This window comes from Mediterraneibacter catenae, assembly GCF_008691045.1.
GTDB classification, from domain to species: domain Bacteria; phylum Bacillota; class Clostridia; order Lachnospirales; family Lachnospiraceae; genus Mediterraneibacter; species Mediterraneibacter ornithocaccae.
This window is the reverse complement of the sequence record NZ_VMSO01000011.1, coordinates 48,817-64,588: the sequence shown is the minus strand read 5'-3', so window position 1 is coordinate 64,588 and position 15,772 is coordinate 48,817. Positions and strand designations below refer to the sequence as shown.

The following is a 15,772-nucleotide window of genomic DNA, read 5'->3' as shown; positions in this document are numbered from 1 at the left end:
ACGTAATAAGTAATGGAACAGCGGGAAGAAAATGTGAAAGAGCAGACAGCGCCAGCGGAAGAAAAAAGCAGAAATGCTGTCACAGCCGATTTTTTTGCTATATTTCACGATGTGCTGAAGAATCTGTGGGTAGCCGTGCTTGTGGGGATATCTGTGGCTTTTCTGGCATATGCGGGGACTTACATAACGTATCATCCGCAGTATGTGTCGCAGACCACTTTTGTAGTATCAGCCCGTGGAAGCAACACTGGCGCCTATGCAAATCTGAGCCAGACACAGAGGCTGGCCGAGGTATTCCAGACGGTTCTGGACAGCGATGTGCTGAAGAAACTTGTGGCCGAACAGCTGGAGATGGATTCATTTGACGGTACTGTCAATGTCTCGATCGTGCCTGAGACGAATCTCCTTTCGGTGTCTGTGACGGCAGACTCTCCTACAACTGCATTTCAGCTCCTGAATACAATGCTGGAACAGTATCCGACAGTCTCGCAGAATGTCCTCGGAGAAGTGGTGCTTGAAGTGTTTGAAGATCCGAGTTATCCGTCAGCTCCCAGCGTTTCATTTCAGGGAAATGAGATGATGAAAAGAGGCTTTCTCATAGGGGCCGGGGCGATGATCGTCCTGTTCGCCCTTCTCTCGTATTTTAAAGATACGGTCAAAAATGAGAAGGAAGTTGAGGTAAAGCTGGACACAACGCTGTATGCAACAGTATATCACGAACGGAAATATAAAAATCTTAAATCACTGCTGAAGCGGGAAAAGAAGAAAATATGGATTACGGAGCCTTCGGTGAGTTTCGGATTTGGCGAGACGATTAAAAAAATCCGGACAAAGCTGCTCTACCATCAGAAGAAGACTAAGGCGAAGATCCTTGTCGTCAGCAGTGCGGGACCGCAGGAAGGGAAGACGACGATTGCGGTCAATCTGGCGGCTGCCTTTGCCCAGTATCCCAGAAAGGTACTGCTGATAGAAGGTAATCTGAGAAACAACGGTCTCAGGGAATATCTGGGGCTGGATGCTTCCGGGGTGAAGAGCTGGGGGGCGTGTGCTGCAGAAAAAGGCAAATTAAGCGATACAGTGCACTTCTGCGAACAGCTCGGATTTCATGTTATGGTAAATGATGAAAAAGTAACACATTCTATGGAGATTATATCGTCTTCGGCTGTTACAAAATTTCTTGAAAGAATGAAAGAGGAGATGGATATAATTATAGTAGACGCGCCTCATGTAAAGGGAAGGGCGGACACGGAAATGTGGCTGCGCAGAGCGGATATCAGCCTCCTGGTAGTGCGGCAGAATAAGACTCTCGCCAAGTATATCAACGATTCGATTGATATTCTGGAAGGGTATGACAGCAAACTGGTCGGCTGCGTGTTTAACGATGTCCCGGGAAGGAGCGGCATTCTGACGTCAGGCTACGGGTATGGTTATGGCTACGGTTACGGCTATGGATATGGTTATGGCTACGGATATGGCTACGGCAAGTATGGAAAGTACGGAAAATATGGTAAATATGGCAAATATGGCAGCTATTATCCGCACCGTCATAAGAAGGAATCTCAAGATACTGATAAAGATTAAGAGGGTTATGGAGTAAGTATGAGCACACAGAATGAGGAAAATAAGCAGACAGAAGAAGGATTAATAGATATTGTCGGTCTCCTGACAGATTATTTCAGAACCCTGCGCCGTATGTGGATATGGGTGCTTATCCTCGCTGTTGCGGGAGGGGCATTCTCTTATATCAGAAGCTATATGACCTGGTCGCCCCAGTATACGGCTTCTGCTACATTTACGATCACGGCGAGTCAGGACGGGTCGGATTCGACAACCGGATCTTATGCATTCTATGATAACTCGACGGCGGAGCAGATGGCTAATACTTTCCCGTATATCCTTACCAGCGGAGTACTTTCAAGGCGCGCCGCAGAAACGATGGGGAGAGAAACGGTCAGCGGACAGATAACGGCGTCCTCAGAGGCGAACACAAATCTTTTTACCATGTCCGTGACAGATTCTGATGCAGGACTTGCATACGAGACGCTGCAGGCCGTGATCCAGTGTTATCCGGAAGTGTCCGAGGTGATCATCGGCCGGACGAATATGCAGCTGCTTGACGAGACGGGGATTCCGGCATATCCGGATAATCCCAGAGACGGAAAGGGCGCGCTTGTAAAAGGAGCCGGCGCGGGTGCTCTGCTCGGGCTGCTGTGGGCGGGCGCTGTGACGATCAGCAGGATGACAGTAAAGAAGAAGGAAGATTTCCAGACACGGGCACATATGAAATGCATCGGTGAAGTGCCGCAGGTTGCCATGAAGAAGAGGAGCCGGGAGAGCAGAAATGTTCTGAACATCCTCAATGAGAAGACAGATCCTGCATTTGAAGAGGCTATGCAGCTTGTGCGGGGCAAGGTCGAATACAGTGCATGGAGACATCACTCAAAGACCATACTTGTGACCAGTGCACTCGCGGGTGAGGGAAAGAGTACCCTCGCGGTTAATCTGGCGCTGGCGTTCTCAAAGAGTGGCAAGAGGGCGGCGCTTATCGACTGCGACCTGAGACATCCTTCTGACAGGAAGATCCTTGGTCTGGAGGAGGGCAGCGGTCTCTATGAGGTGCTGACCAGAGAAGCCAGACTGGGAGATGTTCTTTTAACCGGCAAGGATATGGAGATGGATGAAGAATTTAAATTCTGCTTTTTACCCGGCGGCAAGGCTGCCGAAGACGGATCCAGACTCCTTGGAAGCGAGAGAATGCAGAAAGTAATCGAAGCTGTTCAGGAGAAGGTAGACTATGTGATTCTTGACAGTGCCCCGGCAGGACTGCTGACAGATGCAGGTGTGCTTGCACAGTATGCAGACAGCGCGATATTTGTTATAAAGAGAGACTTTGCCAGTACAACACATATTATGGAAGGGCTGGAAGAGTTGTCAGAGAGCCGTGTACATCTGATCGGAGGAATTTTAAACGGGGTATAGCGGAAAATGGGTTTGAGAAAAGTAACGATTGACAAAACTGCATGCATAGAGGAAATGCTGCCGGACTACCTTGCGGTATGTCTGAGCGGGATGCCCGGAATGGGAAGAAAGACGGCGGTCAGGATGCTTTTGGATAAGCATCCTGAAGTGAATGCCGTCTTTTGTTCTGTAGAAGAGATTGAAGACGGGTCTGCGGTAAACAGGAGAGAAGCTCATAAAACGAACTGGTATCTGGTCCGGAAGCCTGAAGGCTGCTGTTATCCGGAATCAAATGACGGATTCTGGAACTTTGTCCGCAGGATGCCGAAGGAAGACCGGATTCTTGTGGCAGTTGACGGGCTTATTCCCGAAAGCTTTCTTGAACTTGTGTGGAGCGGAGTCATGGCGGTAGTCATCCCTGAGACATTCTGGTTTACAGAGGCGGAGACGTACCGATATCTGAAGGAATGCCGGAGTGAGCTGAGGTACAGAGAAGTCTATTATCTGACCGGCGGCTGGGCGGGATGTATCGCTATGATGGTCCGCCTGGAGAAGCAGCTGACAGACCGGTGGACAGCATGGGAACTGAGCAGCCGGTATGAAATCAGAAAATATATACAGAGTCAGATCCTGGATATTCTGCCGGAAGATGAACTCAGAATGCTGAGGGAGCGATCCGCGTTTCCAAGCCTGAATGAAGAACTGGTTTCGATTCTGTGGGAAAATCCGGGCAAAGACCTGGAAGAACGCCTGTTTGTCAGAGGCGCGATGGTCTACTCGCCTGAGAATAACAGCTGGAATGTGCAGCCGGCACTCCGGATGGCGATGGATGAGTATACATCTCCGGAATTGTGCATGAAGGCGATTGCCTGGTATGAAGAGAAAGGGCAGATCCAGGATGCGCTGACATGCTGCTGGTATCTCCACGACTACAGGAAATATACGGAGTGTCTGATCCGAAATTATGACAAAATCCCATTCCTTCACTATGAAAGGGCCGGCAGTGCGGGCGGAGACCGAAATATCCCCGAACTCTTCTACCTGGATTGGATGGAACGTTTTCTGCATCAGGATGCAGGAGGAATGGAAGAGCTCAGAGCTCAGATTACAGAACTTGCCAGGGCGGCTGTGGAGGCCGGAGCTGACAGAGAGAGGGTTTCGGAGATCTGTCTGAATATAGCATATACAGATCCAAAACTTTCTACATCGGAATGGATGGAACTGCTGCGCGAGAAAACGGAGCCGGGACAGCGGATACGGCTGTATTTCATGCTGGGAGAATCCGTGTCGTATCTGAGCGGACTGAGAGATCTGTCAGAACTTTTTTCCTGCGGCAAGAGTGAACGCGCTGAATACCGCAGATTATGGGAAGAAAGACTTTCGTCCGTGAATCAGATACCGTATCATCTTGCTGAGCTTGAATATGAGTTCCAGACGGACGGAGCCATGGTAAAAAGAGGCGGACGGAGACTGGAAGTGCTGCCGGAGATACACAGGGATGCGCCATGGCAGGTGCGACTGGGGATGATGTATCTTGCTTATCTGATCGCGGATGAGAAGGATGGAAATGAAAATGTGAGAAAATATATACGGGAGCTGGCAGATACTCTTGAAAAAGAAGAAAATCCGGTCTGTCGCTGGAATGTGAGGGCTTTATATTATCTTGCCGAGGCCAAGTGGGGCGAGAAAGAAGGGCTGATGAAGTGGATTCGGGAAACAGGCGGCGATATAGAAAATGAATCCGGAAAGACGCGGTTTTATATGGCGGCAGAGGTAAAGATCAATCTGTATCTGGGGAATTATGCCCGTGCAGGAGATATTCTGCAGCTGCTTGTTCCGTATTTTGAAAATGGACACAGCTGGCGCTGGCTGTCAGAGAGCCTGTTTCAGAGAGCGATTGTAGAAAAAGAGAAAGGCGAGACAGGGCAGGCCCTGAAGACAGTAGCGGAATCACTTGCCGCGGCAAATCCATATCGATATGTCAGGATCTATACCGGATATGGAAGGCGTGGAGCGGAACTTTTGGAGGAATACAGGAAATGGATTGAAAAAACGGAGACCTCCTATCATCAGAGTAAGAAAAAGTATAAATACGGAAGCGTGCTTCGGATGCCGGTTCCCGACTGGGTTGATTATATTGTAAGAAAGGCGGGGCGCCAGAAGAAGTATTATCTTGACCTTCAGGAGGAACAGCAGAATATCTACCGTGTAGAGAAACTTACGGTCACGGAGCAGATGGTGCTGCAGTATCTGGAGAAAGGGTACAGCAATGCCCGGATCAGCGAAACAATGAACATTAAGCTGCCGACTGTAAAGACGCATATCTATAATATTTATAAGAAGCTCGGAGTGACGACAAGAATACAGGCCGTACAGAAAGTCAGAGAGCTGGGACTGCTGTAGAATATAGAAAGAAATAAAAAAAGGAGAATTATCTCATACCTGGGTATGAGGTGATTCTCCTTTTTTGGTGCTAGAATAAAACATACTTCGAAGAGTGAATAATCACATATTTCTAAGGTCTGCAGATCGTAAAAAAGCATTTCCCGGAGAGGTTTTTAAATTTTTTGCCGGAATGACTGGAAAAAATTCCCAATACTAGTATAAAATACCATTAAGGGCGAAAAGCCCGGACTCATGCATGAAAATATTACCGAAAGAGATAGATTGTTTAGAAAAGAAGGGTACATATGGAAAAGAGTGCAGTAAATGAGAGAATGCTGGAAGCACTTCGTTGTTTTCTGAATGGTGAGAAAGTAACATGGGAGGACGGAATGTCGGCAGAAGATTGGAAAGACTTCTTCAGTCTATGTCAGTATCACCAGATTCTTCCGATGATATATGATACAGTATACGGATGCCCGGCGTTTGTCACATTTCCGCAGCAGGAAGTGCAGGCAGTCAAAGGACAGGTCATCCGCCAGGTGATGATCCAGAGCAGGAAGACGGAAGAGTTCCTGATCTTATATAAGGAACTTCTAAGAGCTGGTCTGACGCCTGTAGTGGTAAAAGGGATCATATGCAGGAATATGTACAGAGAGCCGGACTATCGCTGTTCCGGCGACGAGGATGTACTGATCCCGAAGGAACAGTTCGGAAAGTGTCATGATATATTCCTTGCAAACGGCATGAAGCCGTTAAATCCGGATAAAGATCCGGAAGCGGAGGGCGAGGTTCCGTATTATAAAGACAGAGGCGCATTACATATCGAACTTCACAAAGAACTTTTTGCATCCGAATCTGAGGCGTACGGGGATCTGAATGAATTGTTTGCCGGCGTATATGAAAGGATGATACAGGAAGAAATCGGCGGGGTGAAGATATATACTATGTCTCATACGGATCATCTGTTTTATCTGATCCTTCATGCGTTCAAGCATTTTCTGCATAGCGGATTCGGCATCCGACAGGTGTGCGATATCGTGCTTTACGCTGAGTCGTACGGTGGGGACGTTGACTGGGAATACATTCTGGAGAAATGCCGCGGTATCCATGCAGACGTATTTGCCGCATCGCTGTTTGATATCGGCAGGAAAGAGCTGGATTTCGATCCGGAGAAAGCCTGCTGGCCGGAGAGCTGGTCGTCCATGGAGACGGACAGTGCGGATCTGCTGGAAGATCTTCTGGCAGGCGGCGTGTTCGGAGACTCCAGTATGAGCCGGAAGCACAGCAGCAACATTACGCTTCAGGCTGTCACAGAGGATAAGAAGGGGAAGAAAGCGGGAGCATCACTGCTTCATTCTCTGTTCCCGGACAGACGGTATATGGAGAAAAATTATGCGTATCTGAAAGAGTATCCGTTTCTTCTGCCGGCGGCGTGGGCGTCCAGGATCAGAAAATATCTGAAAGAGACAAAACAGACAAGCGGAAACGATGCAAGAGAGAGCATTGAGATCGGAAATCACAGAGTGGACCTGATGAAGAAATATAAGATTATTCAGTGAGAAGCAGTCAGCAGAGGTTTTATATTGATAATGAAGGACTCAAAATTACTATTAAGAGTAAAAAAGGCTTGAAATATTCGTAAAAACACAAAAAGTTCAGAAAATATTCATTTTGTGCGCTTGATTTCTCGCAAGAACGGGTCTAGAATAATGACGTAAAATTGTGGTGTTTCAGAAGTTGTTTACTTTATGGGTATGCGCATAGAGAAACCAGGAAACGTGTTTATTTATATGGGAGGTACGGCAGTATGAAAAGATGGGAGACACCGAGGACAGTGGTACAGGGATTCGAGGCAAATGAGTATGTAGCGGCATGCTGGTATATTGCGTGCGATTATGGAGAGAGGGGCGAGAGTGATCCCATCAGTGGTTTGTATCATAATGCGTATAGTGACGGAACAGGGTGCGGTCATGCGAATAATCAGGTTATTCGAGAGGTTCGTGATGGCGTTTTTACATTGCGTGAAGAGGATGGGTTTGGTGAAGATTATGATATGCAGATGACAAGAGATACAAACTGGCAAGGATTATCTGGCACGTTGACCAATGTTCAATTGGGCGATATAATTTATTGGACAACAACAGCGAGTGATGGGAGAATATGGTATCATAAAGGAACAGTAGAATCCACAAGCAATGTAAATCGCTCATAATACATAGAGAATCACAGGAGAAGCATGCTGGTCATGCTTCTTTTTGTGTACAGATATCGATTTTGTAAGAATTGCAGTCTGAAGAAAAATATGCCAATATACCGGAAAACGAAAAGGTAAGACGAGGATAACATATTATGAGAGATATAGAGAAAGAAATAACGCTTGAGAGAGCCATGATCCGGCGTGCCGCCGCTGCACAGCGCCCGATCAACAGCTCTCTGGAGCTCCTACCACTTTGCAACATGAACTGTGATATGTGCTATATCCGGCTGAGCCGCACGGAGATGGAGCGTACAGGCAGAATGCATACGGCAGATGAGTGGATCCGGCTCGGAGAAGAGATGGCTCAGTCGGGGGTCCTGTTTCTCCTGTTGACCGGCGGAGAGCCGCTTATGTTTCCGGATTTCCGCAGACTGTATCTGGAACTGAGACGACGTGGGATGATACTGACGGTCAATACGAACGGTACTCTTCTGGATGAGGAGTGGGCAGAATTCATCGGGGAAAATAAGCCGAGGCGTATTAATATTACACTTTACGGTGCAGACGATGAGGCATATAGAAAACTCTGCCATTATCCCGGCGGATTTGAGAAAGCGCTGAACGCGATCAGGCTTCTGAGGGAGAGAGGGGTGGATGTGAAGATCAATGGCAGCGTCACAAAGGAGAACTATAAGGATATGGCAGCAATTTATCGTATCGGTCAGGAGCTGGATGTGCCGGTCCATATCGACACGTATATGCTTCCCGGAATACATGAGTCGGACAAATCATTTGATGAGCAGTCCAGACTGAATCCGGAGGATGCTGCGGCGGCTGAGATAGAAGTGATGAAAAATGAGATGGGGCAGGAATTTTTTCAGCAATATGCTTGTGCCATTCTTTCCAGACTTGAGGAAGAAGATGCAGTATATCCGGCAGGAGTCTCCTGTATGGCAGGCAACTGCTCCTTTACTGTGAACTGGCAGGGAGAGCTGCGTCCGTGTGTCAGTTTGTCAGAGCCTGCCGTTCGTGTATTTGAGACGGGATTTGAAACAGCGTGGCGAGAAGTATCGCGGCGGACGAAAGCGTTCAGGCTGAACCAAAAGTGTACTACATGTCGGCTGAGAGCAGTGTGCAAGACGTGCGTGGCGAGTGCGAAACTGGAGACGGGCAAGTATGATGCCGCGCCGGAGTATTTGTGCCGATATGCGAAAGAATATGCGATGCGGATCAAAGAAAAAGCTAAATGTGGATAAACATTCCAAATTGTTAAAAAACTGTGAAAAATGGATGAAAAAACCAATGATTTTGCCATTGACAAACTTATAAATTGTGATATTATGAGGTGTATATAAAAAGTAGGGGAGGAGTATAGTGAGGAAGTTTAGAGCAAACCCTGATTTTCTTCTCCGTGAAGTGGCCGGAGAGGCAGTGCTGATACCCATAGGGGAAGCGGGAGTGTTTGAAAACAGTGTAATATCGCTGAACGATACCTGTTGTTTTCTGTGGAAATTGTTCCAGACACCAAGAACAATTGAGGATGTAATAGCCGAGGCGAAGAAAGAATATTCCGATCCGGACGGCGTAATGGAACAGGGAATTTATAGTTTTATCAGAGACTATTTAAAATATGGTTTATTATTAGAGGAGGAGTAACAAATGGACAAGAGAGTATGGGAACAGCCGATTACGATGGTTCAGAAGTTTGAGGCAAATGAGTATGTAGCAGCATGTTATAGAATAAGGTGTAGAACGCCTAATGGAAATGCATATTATAACTATATCTATGAAGATACGAATGGAAATGGCCAATGGGATAGACAAGATAAACCAATATATCGTGGAAAGTTTCGTGGGTGTAATCAGTGGCATAGAGGTGTGATTTTGGACGAACCACCGACAGCAAACGGCTTTGTTACCACGGGAACGAATCCTAATAGGAATCGTTCTTCAGCAGTATTTTATTGGTATGAAAACTTGGGACATCAATATGAAGATATTCATGTTATGACACCGGGCAATGAAAATTACGAGTCAAATCCTAATGCGTCATAACAATTTGTGGCATTACATATTATAACAGTTACAGGCGGATGATCAGAAATGGTCATCCGCTTTGCGGTTTGATAAGAACAGGAGTATTACTATGGAAACGATAGAATATAAAGGTAGTTTTGAACAGTACCTTTGCGAAAGGGCAACTATAAACCATATTCCTATTAATGCGATTGTTGAGTTGACACCTTTATGCAATATGGATTGCGATATGTGTTTCGTGCGGTTGAATCGGGAGGAAATGGAAACTAAGGGACGTCTCCGCAGGCAGGACGAATGGATAGAGCTGGGGAGAAAAATGCAAAAAGCCGGAACGATGTTTGTGCTATTTACAGGCGGGGAGCCATTGTTGTACCCGGGATTTCAGGAAGTGTATATGGCCTTTAGGAAGATGGGGATGATACTTACGGTCAATACGAATGGTACGCTGATCGACGAGGCGTGGGCGGATTTCTTTCAGCAGTACCCACCCCGTAGAATTAATATTACTCTTTATGGAAAAGACGAACGAACCTACGGGGAACTTTGCCATTATCCTGACGGCTATGAAAAGACTGTCAGAGCTATAAAACTTTTGCAGGCACGAAATATTGACTTGAAAATTAACGGCAGTATTACTCCTGCGAATATTAATGACATAGAAGAATTAGTTTCTATAGTACAGGGACTTGGAGCAGTCTGGAAGTTTGATACATATATGTATCCTGCTTCCAGAGAAAGAGAAAGAAAATTTGCTTCTGAGTCCAGGCTAACTGCTAAACAGGCTGCAGATACTAGAGTCGCATTAATGAAGTGGAAAATGAAAAAAGAAGAATTTTACCGCTTTGTCAACGAATTTTTGATAAAAGCTGAAGCTGGAGTTGCTGAGGCTGTGCCTATGCCGGTTACCTGCCGTGCTGGACGAAGTTCATTTATGATAAACTGGCAGGGCAATATACGCCCGTGTGTTATGGTGCCTGAGCCGTCTGTTTCAGTTGAAGAATTGGGCTTCCAGGCGGCATGGAATGAAATCGTACAGAAGACAGCGGAAATCAGAATGAGTTCGAAATGCAGTGCATGTAGCCATCGTGAGATATGCCAGACATGTGCAGCCTGTGCATTCCTGGAGAGCGGCTCTTATGACGGCGTGCCTGACTATATGTGCCAGTATACTGACGAAACTTTGAGAATCTTACGAGAAGAACAGGAGAAGATGCATAATGGACAGAATATTTCAGATCAGTGATTTTACATTCCGGCTTATCTGTCCGGAGGAAGTGATGCCGCCGGACAACTTCATGCTGTTTGCCTGTGATACAGAACCCAGGCTGCACTGTATGCCGGAATATACTTATATTATAGAAGTATCAGAACAGCTCCCTGCGCCGGAAGGAGAACCTGCGGCACAGCGTCCGGACCTGACAGTGTTTCGAAACGGCATATATGAGACACGTCTGATCGGGGTGAAGGGCATGGACGGATACTATGCGTGCTATCGCGAGACCGCCCCTGATCGGGCAGAGATCACACTGGCGAAGGAGCGGATCAGCAGTCTTAATATCGATCCGGTCTTCAGTTCACTGTTTGCCTTTGAAAGACGGCTGGCAGCGCGGGGGAACATGATACTTCACTGTGCTTATGTGGAGTATAAGGGAGAGGCGATTCTCTTTTCGGCGCCGTCCGGGACTGGTAAGACGACACAGGCGAATCTGTGGGAGAAGTACCGGGGCAGCAGGACGGTGAACGGAGACAGGGCGCTCCTTGGAAGAAAAGACGGACGGTGGACTGCACAGGGGTGGCCGGTATGCGGCACATCCGAGGTGTGTCACAACGAGGATACACCGATCCGCGCTGTCATTATGCTGAGTCAGGCAAAAGAAAATCATGTGGAAAGAATGAGTCCGGGAAAGGCGTTTCCGCTCTTGTACAGTCAGATCACTGTGAACAAGTGGAATGTGGAAGACCATGTCCATACTCTGGATCTGATCGAAGAGTTCCTCGGAAATGTCCCGGTCCTTCATCTTGGATGCACCATATCAGAAGAAGCGGTCGCATGTCTGGAGAACTCCCTGGCAGAACTGGAAGAAACGGGCGCTTGACGCTGTGGGACGATGAATGTATACTGTTGGCAGATATGAAACTGCCCCCAGCGGCAGGATAGGAGCGATCGAATGGACGAAGAAAACAAGAATGAAAATAAAAATCCGGCTTTTGAATCGCTGGATGTCCTCATATCCAGATGGAAAGACGGGACGTTCTCAGAGATCATAGACGACTGGAAATGGATCTTCAGCTACAGCGCCAGATACAAGGGCGCTATTGCATTTTATGTGATTCTGGGTATTTTCAGCACATCCATGGGACTTGTGAGCAGTATTGCAAGTAAATACATGATTGATATTATTACAGGATATGAGACGAGCAAGCTTTGGGTCATGATCCTTATCATGGTCGGAAGTACTGTTTTCAGTCTTGCTTTCAGCAGCATTATAAGCAGGATATCTACGAAACTGAGCATTGATATCAATAATGATATCCAGGCAGATATTTTTGATAAAATAGTAGACGCGGACTGGCTGTCGCTGAATAAGTATTCAAACGGCGACATCCTGAACCGCTTTAACGGTGATATCGGAACTGTCAGCAGCAATGCGATCAGCTGGCTTCCTACTATTATAATTGCAGTCTATAATTTTGTCGCCACATTTTTTGTAATCATGCATTACGACTGGATCATGGCCGTGATCGCACTCGGAAGCGCGCCGGTCATGCTGCTGATGTCCCGTTTTATGATCAAGAAACAGAGAGATTACAGCAAGAAAGTGCGCGAGATGAGCAGTCAGCTCATGACCTTTGAAGTTGAGGCGTTTTATAATTTCGATACGATCAAATCTTTTGGCGTGGCGCCGCACTACAGCAAGAAAATGCGCTGGTGGCAGGGGAAGTTCCGCGACATCAGTCTGAAATACAATCTCTTTTCGATTAAGACCAATATTTTTATGTCCATACTGGGGACTGTTGTCCAGTTTGCCGCATTCGGATACTGCCTGTTCCGTCTGTGGACGAATGATATTACATACGGAACGATGACGCTTTTTCTCCAGCAGAGGAGCAATCTCTCGTCTGCTTTTAACAGTGTAGTGTCCATTATCCCGGCATTTCTGAACAGCTCGGTATCCGCGCACCGGATCCGTGAACTGGTAGAACTTCCGAAAGAAGTACATATACCAGAGAGCGGTGAGATGGACAAATATATCGACAAGGGTTTTGAGGTCCGGATGGACGATGTGAATTTCTCCTATGTAGAGGGCACCCGTGTGATCACAGACTCTGCTTTCCGGGCGAAGCCGGGAGAGATCGTGGCGCTGGTGGGGCCGTCCGGGGAGGGAAAGACTACAATGATCCGTCTGATCCTCGGCCTGATCCGTCCGGAAGACGGAGGGGTGAAGCTCCGGGCGTCCGGCGGTCAGGAGATCGAGATGAATGCCGAGACACGCCATCTGTTCGCGTATGTCCCCCAGGGAAATACGATCCTTTCCGGAACGATCGCCGAGAATATGAGGATGGTGAAAGAGGATGCCACAGACGAAGAAATCGTCGAGGCACTGAAAGTAGCCTGTGCATGGGATTTCGTGGAGAAGCTTCCGCAGCAGATCAATAACAGTGTCGGCGAGAGAGGACGCGGTCTGTCGGAAGGACAGGCACAGAGGATTGCTATCGCGAGAGCTGTTCTCAGAGACGCGCCGATCCTGCTTCTGGACGAAGCGACGTCGGCTCTGGATGTGACGACAGAGAGGACTGTGCTGCGCAACATTGTGAAGCAGCATCCGAATAAAACATGTATTGTCACAACACACAGGCCGAGCGTTCTGAATCTCTGCCAGCGGGTTTATCGTGTCATGGAGACACATGTAACAGAGCTGAACGAAGAAGAGTCCAGCCGCATGGCCATGGATTTCTGACATGTAGTGTGGTCTTGCCGCGTGGCTGTGGATTTGTGATATATAATGCAGCCCGGCCGGAAGGATGAGGATTATCATGATAGAAAGAGTTGTGGATACAAGAGAATATGTTTCCGTACTCCGCGGGATCGCAGAAGAAGGCAAGGTCGTCTCTCTGCGCATCGCCGGGAGCAGTATGTCGCCTTTTCTGGCTCATGACAGGGACTATATATACTTCACAAAACCGGATCGGGAACTAAAAAGGGGCGACATGGTATTTTACCAGAGACTGAACGGCCAGTATGTGATGCACCGTATCTGGAAGAAGAAAGAAGGCGCCTATTATATTGTAGGCGACGCCCAGACAGAGATCGAGGGGCCGGTACGCCGGGAGCAGATATTTGCCCTGATCATAAAGGTAAAGAGAAAAGGTAAGATCCTCCAGCCGGGGAGCTTCTGGTGGGAATTTTTTGAACATATATGGATCAGGCTGGTGCCGGTGAGAAGACCGCTGACAGCGCTGTATTCTGTATTTTACAGACTGCGGCAGATTGTGCTATAATTATTGACTGTAGTTTTAGATTTGTATAGAAGAGGATAATATGATAGATATACATACGCATATTTTGCCGGGCATTGACGACGGGGCCGCGGATATCTATGACAGTATCGAGATGGCCGCGCTGGCGAGGGATAACGGCACGACTGTGATCGTGGCGACGCCCCACTGCAATCTGCCCGGCATGTACACTAATTATTTCAGCAGGGAATACTGCAGTGTGTTCGAGGAGACGAAGGCTGTATTGAAACGGGAAGTGCCGGAGATCACACTTCTGGCAGGAATGGAAGCCTTCACAACAGAAGCGCTTCCGAGACTGCTGACAGAGGGGAAGATATTCCCGGTCAACAGGACGAGATATATACTGATGGAGTTTGATTTCGGGGAGGATCCGGGTTTTGCCGATGAGATCCTGCGCAAAGTAAAGGAAGTCAGGGCAATCCCCGTGATCGCACATGCCGAGAGATATGAATTCATTCAGGATGATCCGGAGATCGCCTACCAGTGGAAGAGGCGCGGATGTGAAATCCAGATCAATAAGGGCAGCTTCATGGGGAGATTCGGGCAAAGAGCGCAGCGTACGGCGTTTGAGCTCCTGAATCATAATCTTGTGACAGTGATCGCCAGCGATGCGCACAGCCCGATACAGAGGACGACATGCATGGCGGATGCATATGATTATCTGAGCGGAGAATATCCGGCAGAATATCTGGATGCATTATTTGATAAGAACCCGCAGAATATATGCAACGGGCTCCGGCCGGTACAGTTCCGCAGGATACCGTTTGAAGACACTTACACGAACTGGAGGAGACGCGCTGAATGAGAAGGTTAAGAATCGCGGTCGCAGGGCTGTTTATCCTGTCGCTCGCCGCATTTATCGGATACAACATTTATTCAAGAATTATCCAGGACAATGAGCCTCCGACGATCACTGCTGAATCAGATACTGTGTCCGTCAGCGTGGAGTCGGAGGACGATTCGGAACTGTATCAGGGCTTATCGGCGGAGGATAACAGGGACGGGGATCTGACAGATTCAATCCGGATCTCATCTATGTCCAACTTTACAGAGCCGGGAAAGCGGGAAGTAACCTACGCTGTGTTTGACAGTTCGAATCAGGGGGCTACGCTGACCAGGACGCTGGAGTATACTGATTATACTTCTCCGCAGATACAGTTGACAGCTCCGCTGAGGTACACCCTGGAAGAAATGTCAGACGTCAGCCTGACAGAGAACATGAGCGTAGAGGACTGTCTGGATGGCAATATTACATCCCAGATCCGTGCCTCATATAATGACGCCATATATGTACAGCAGGCAGGAGAGTATCCTGTTACGGTTCAGGTCAGCAACAGCGCCGGCGATACATGTACAGTCGGGCTGACCGTGACGGTTACAGATCCTTCAGATGAGAATGAAGGAAGCAAGTATTATCCGATGCTCTCAAGATATATTGTTTATGCTAAGACAGGCGGATCCGTGGATTACGATTCTCTTATTACAGGATTCGAACGCAATGGAACAGAGTATCTTCTTTCGGAAGAGGACGATACCTTCCTCCCGGGAGACCGGGGAGATGTCGAAATCTCCGGAAATGTAAACTTTGAAAAGGCGGGAACCTACACCGTTGACTATAAATTCACATCTGAGGACGGGGTTACGGCGACAACGAAATTAGCAGTAGTAGTGGGGTAG

14 protein-coding genes are annotated in these 15,772 nt (G+C 47.7%); all 14 read left to right on the top strand.

The features are described from left to right. Positions 1 to 12: 12 nt before the first annotated feature. The 14 genes from FNY66_RS09760 to FNY66_RS09695 all read left to right on the top strand — a co-directional run bounded on the left by FNY66_RS09760 (position 13) and on the right by FNY66_RS09695 (position 15,772). Entirely contained in the window at positions 13 to 1,581 is a 1,569-nt protein-coding gene (locus FNY66_RS09760) for a polysaccharide biosynthesis tyrosine autokinase (protein ID WP_150311010.1), read from the top strand. Positions 1,582 to 1,599: 18 nt separating this feature from the next. Further along, complete coding sequence (locus FNY66_RS09755) at positions 1,600 to 2,979, top strand: polysaccharide biosynthesis tyrosine autokinase (RefSeq protein WP_150311009.1); 1,380 nt, start codon at positions 1,600 to 1,602, stop codon at positions 2,977 to 2,979. Positions 2,980 to 2,991: 12 nt separating this feature from the next. Next, on the top strand, positions 2,992 to 5,361 hold the full coding sequence (locus FNY66_RS09750) for a LuxR C-terminal-related transcriptional regulator (RefSeq protein WP_190324825.1): 2,370 nt from the start codon (positions 2,992 to 2,994) through the stop codon (positions 5,359 to 5,361). Positions 5,362 to 5,648: 287 nt separating this feature from the next. After that, positions 5,649 to 6,902 (top strand): nucleotidyltransferase domain-containing protein, encoded by a 1,254-nt coding sequence (locus FNY66_RS09745; RefSeq protein ID WP_150311007.1) that lies wholly within the window; start codon positions 5,649 to 5,651, stop codon positions 6,900 to 6,902. A 248-nt stretch (positions 6,903 to 7,150) separates the two neighbouring features. Continuing rightward, positions 7,151 to 7,555, top strand: a complete 405-nt coding sequence (locus FNY66_RS09740; RefSeq protein ID WP_150311006.1) for a hypothetical protein — start codon at positions 7,151 to 7,153, stop codon at positions 7,553 to 7,555. A 137-nt stretch (positions 7,556 to 7,692) separates the two neighbouring features. Then, the gene (locus FNY66_RS09735) at positions 7,693 to 8,796 is read left to right on the top strand and encodes a radical SAM/SPASM domain-containing protein (protein ID WP_150311005.1); all 1,104 of its coding nucleotides are present in this window, start codon (positions 7,693 to 7,695) and stop codon (positions 8,794 to 8,796) included. Between the two features lie 118 nt (positions 8,797 to 8,914). Then, entirely contained in the window at positions 8,915 to 9,196 is a 282-nt protein-coding gene (locus tag FNY66_RS09730; RefSeq protein ID WP_190324824.1) for a PqqD family protein, read from the top strand. A 3-nt stretch (positions 9,197 to 9,199) separates the two neighbouring features. Continuing rightward, complete coding sequence (locus FNY66_RS09725; RefSeq protein WP_150311003.1) at positions 9,200 to 9,595, top strand: hypothetical protein; 396 nt, start codon at positions 9,200 to 9,202, stop codon at positions 9,593 to 9,595. A 91-nt stretch (positions 9,596 to 9,686) separates the two neighbouring features. Next, positions 9,687 to 10,820, top strand: a complete 1,134-nt coding sequence (locus FNY66_RS09720; RefSeq protein ID WP_150311002.1) for a radical SAM/SPASM domain-containing protein — start codon at positions 9,687 to 9,689, stop codon at positions 10,818 to 10,820. Beyond that, positions 10,795 to 11,673 (top strand): hypothetical protein, encoded by an 879-nt coding sequence (locus FNY66_RS09715; protein ID WP_150311001.1) that lies wholly within the window; start codon positions 10,795 to 10,797, stop codon positions 11,671 to 11,673. The genes FNY66_RS09720 and FNY66_RS09715 overlap by 26 nt, the downstream gene beginning before the upstream one ends. A 72-nt stretch (positions 11,674 to 11,745) precedes the next feature. Then, complete coding sequence (locus FNY66_RS09710) at positions 11,746 to 13,536, top strand: ABC transporter ATP-binding protein (protein ID WP_150311000.1); 1,791 nt, start codon at positions 11,746 to 11,748, stop codon at positions 13,534 to 13,536. A gap of 76 nt (positions 13,537 to 13,612) precedes the next feature. Continuing rightward, on the top strand, positions 13,613 to 14,077 hold the full coding sequence (locus tag FNY66_RS09705) for a S24/S26 family peptidase (RefSeq protein WP_150310999.1): 465 nt from the start codon (positions 13,613 to 13,615) through the stop codon (positions 14,075 to 14,077). 40 nt (positions 14,078 to 14,117) lie between these two features. Next, entirely contained in the window at positions 14,118 to 14,900 is a 783-nt protein-coding gene (locus FNY66_RS09700) for a tyrosine-protein phosphatase (protein ID WP_150310998.1), read from the top strand. After that, complete coding sequence (locus FNY66_RS09695) at positions 14,897 to 15,772, top strand: immunoglobulin-like domain-containing protein (protein ID WP_150311037.1); 876 nt, start codon at positions 14,897 to 14,899, stop codon at positions 15,770 to 15,772. The genes FNY66_RS09700 and FNY66_RS09695 overlap by 4 nt, the downstream gene beginning before the upstream one ends.

Excerpts from the sequence above, each read along its gene's own strand:
- FNY66_RS09760 (WP_150311010.1), top strand. The coding sequence starts at position 13 with ATGGAACAGCGGGAAGAAAATGTGAAAGAGCAGACAGCGCCAGCGGAA.
- FNY66_RS09755 (WP_150311009.1), top strand. The coding sequence starts at position 1,600 with ATGAGCACACAGAATGAGGAAAATAAGCAGACAGAAGAAGGATTAATA.
- FNY66_RS09745 (WP_150311007.1), top strand. The coding sequence starts at position 5,649 with ATGGAAAAGAGTGCAGTAAATGAGAGAATGCTGGAAGCACTTCGTTGT.
- FNY66_RS09740 (WP_150311006.1), top strand. The coding sequence starts at position 7,151 with ATGAAAAGATGGGAGACACCGAGGACAGTGGTACAGGGATTCGAGGCA.
- FNY66_RS09735 (WP_150311005.1), top strand. The coding sequence starts at position 7,693 with ATGAGAGATATAGAGAAAGAAATAACGCTTGAGAGAGCCATGATCCGG.
- FNY66_RS09725 (WP_150311003.1), top strand. The coding sequence starts at position 9,200 with ATGGACAAGAGAGTATGGGAACAGCCGATTACGATGGTTCAGAAGTTT.
- FNY66_RS09720 (WP_150311002.1), top strand. The coding sequence starts at position 9,687 with ATGGAAACGATAGAATATAAAGGTAGTTTTGAACAGTACCTTTGCGAA.
- FNY66_RS09715 (WP_150311001.1), top strand. The coding sequence starts at position 10,795 with ATGGACAGAATATTTCAGATCAGTGATTTTACATTCCGGCTTATCTGT.
- FNY66_RS09710 (WP_150311000.1), top strand. The coding sequence starts at position 11,746 with ATGGACGAAGAAAACAAGAATGAAAATAAAAATCCGGCTTTTGAATCG.
- FNY66_RS09705 (WP_150310999.1), top strand. The coding sequence starts at position 13,613 with ATGATAGAAAGAGTTGTGGATACAAGAGAATATGTTTCCGTACTCCGC.
- FNY66_RS09700 (WP_150310998.1), top strand. The coding sequence starts at position 14,118 with ATGATAGATATACATACGCATATTTTGCCGGGCATTGACGACGGGGCC.
- FNY66_RS09695 (WP_150311037.1), top strand. The coding sequence starts at position 14,897 with ATGAGAAGGTTAAGAATCGCGGTCGCAGGGCTGTTTATCCTGTCGCTC.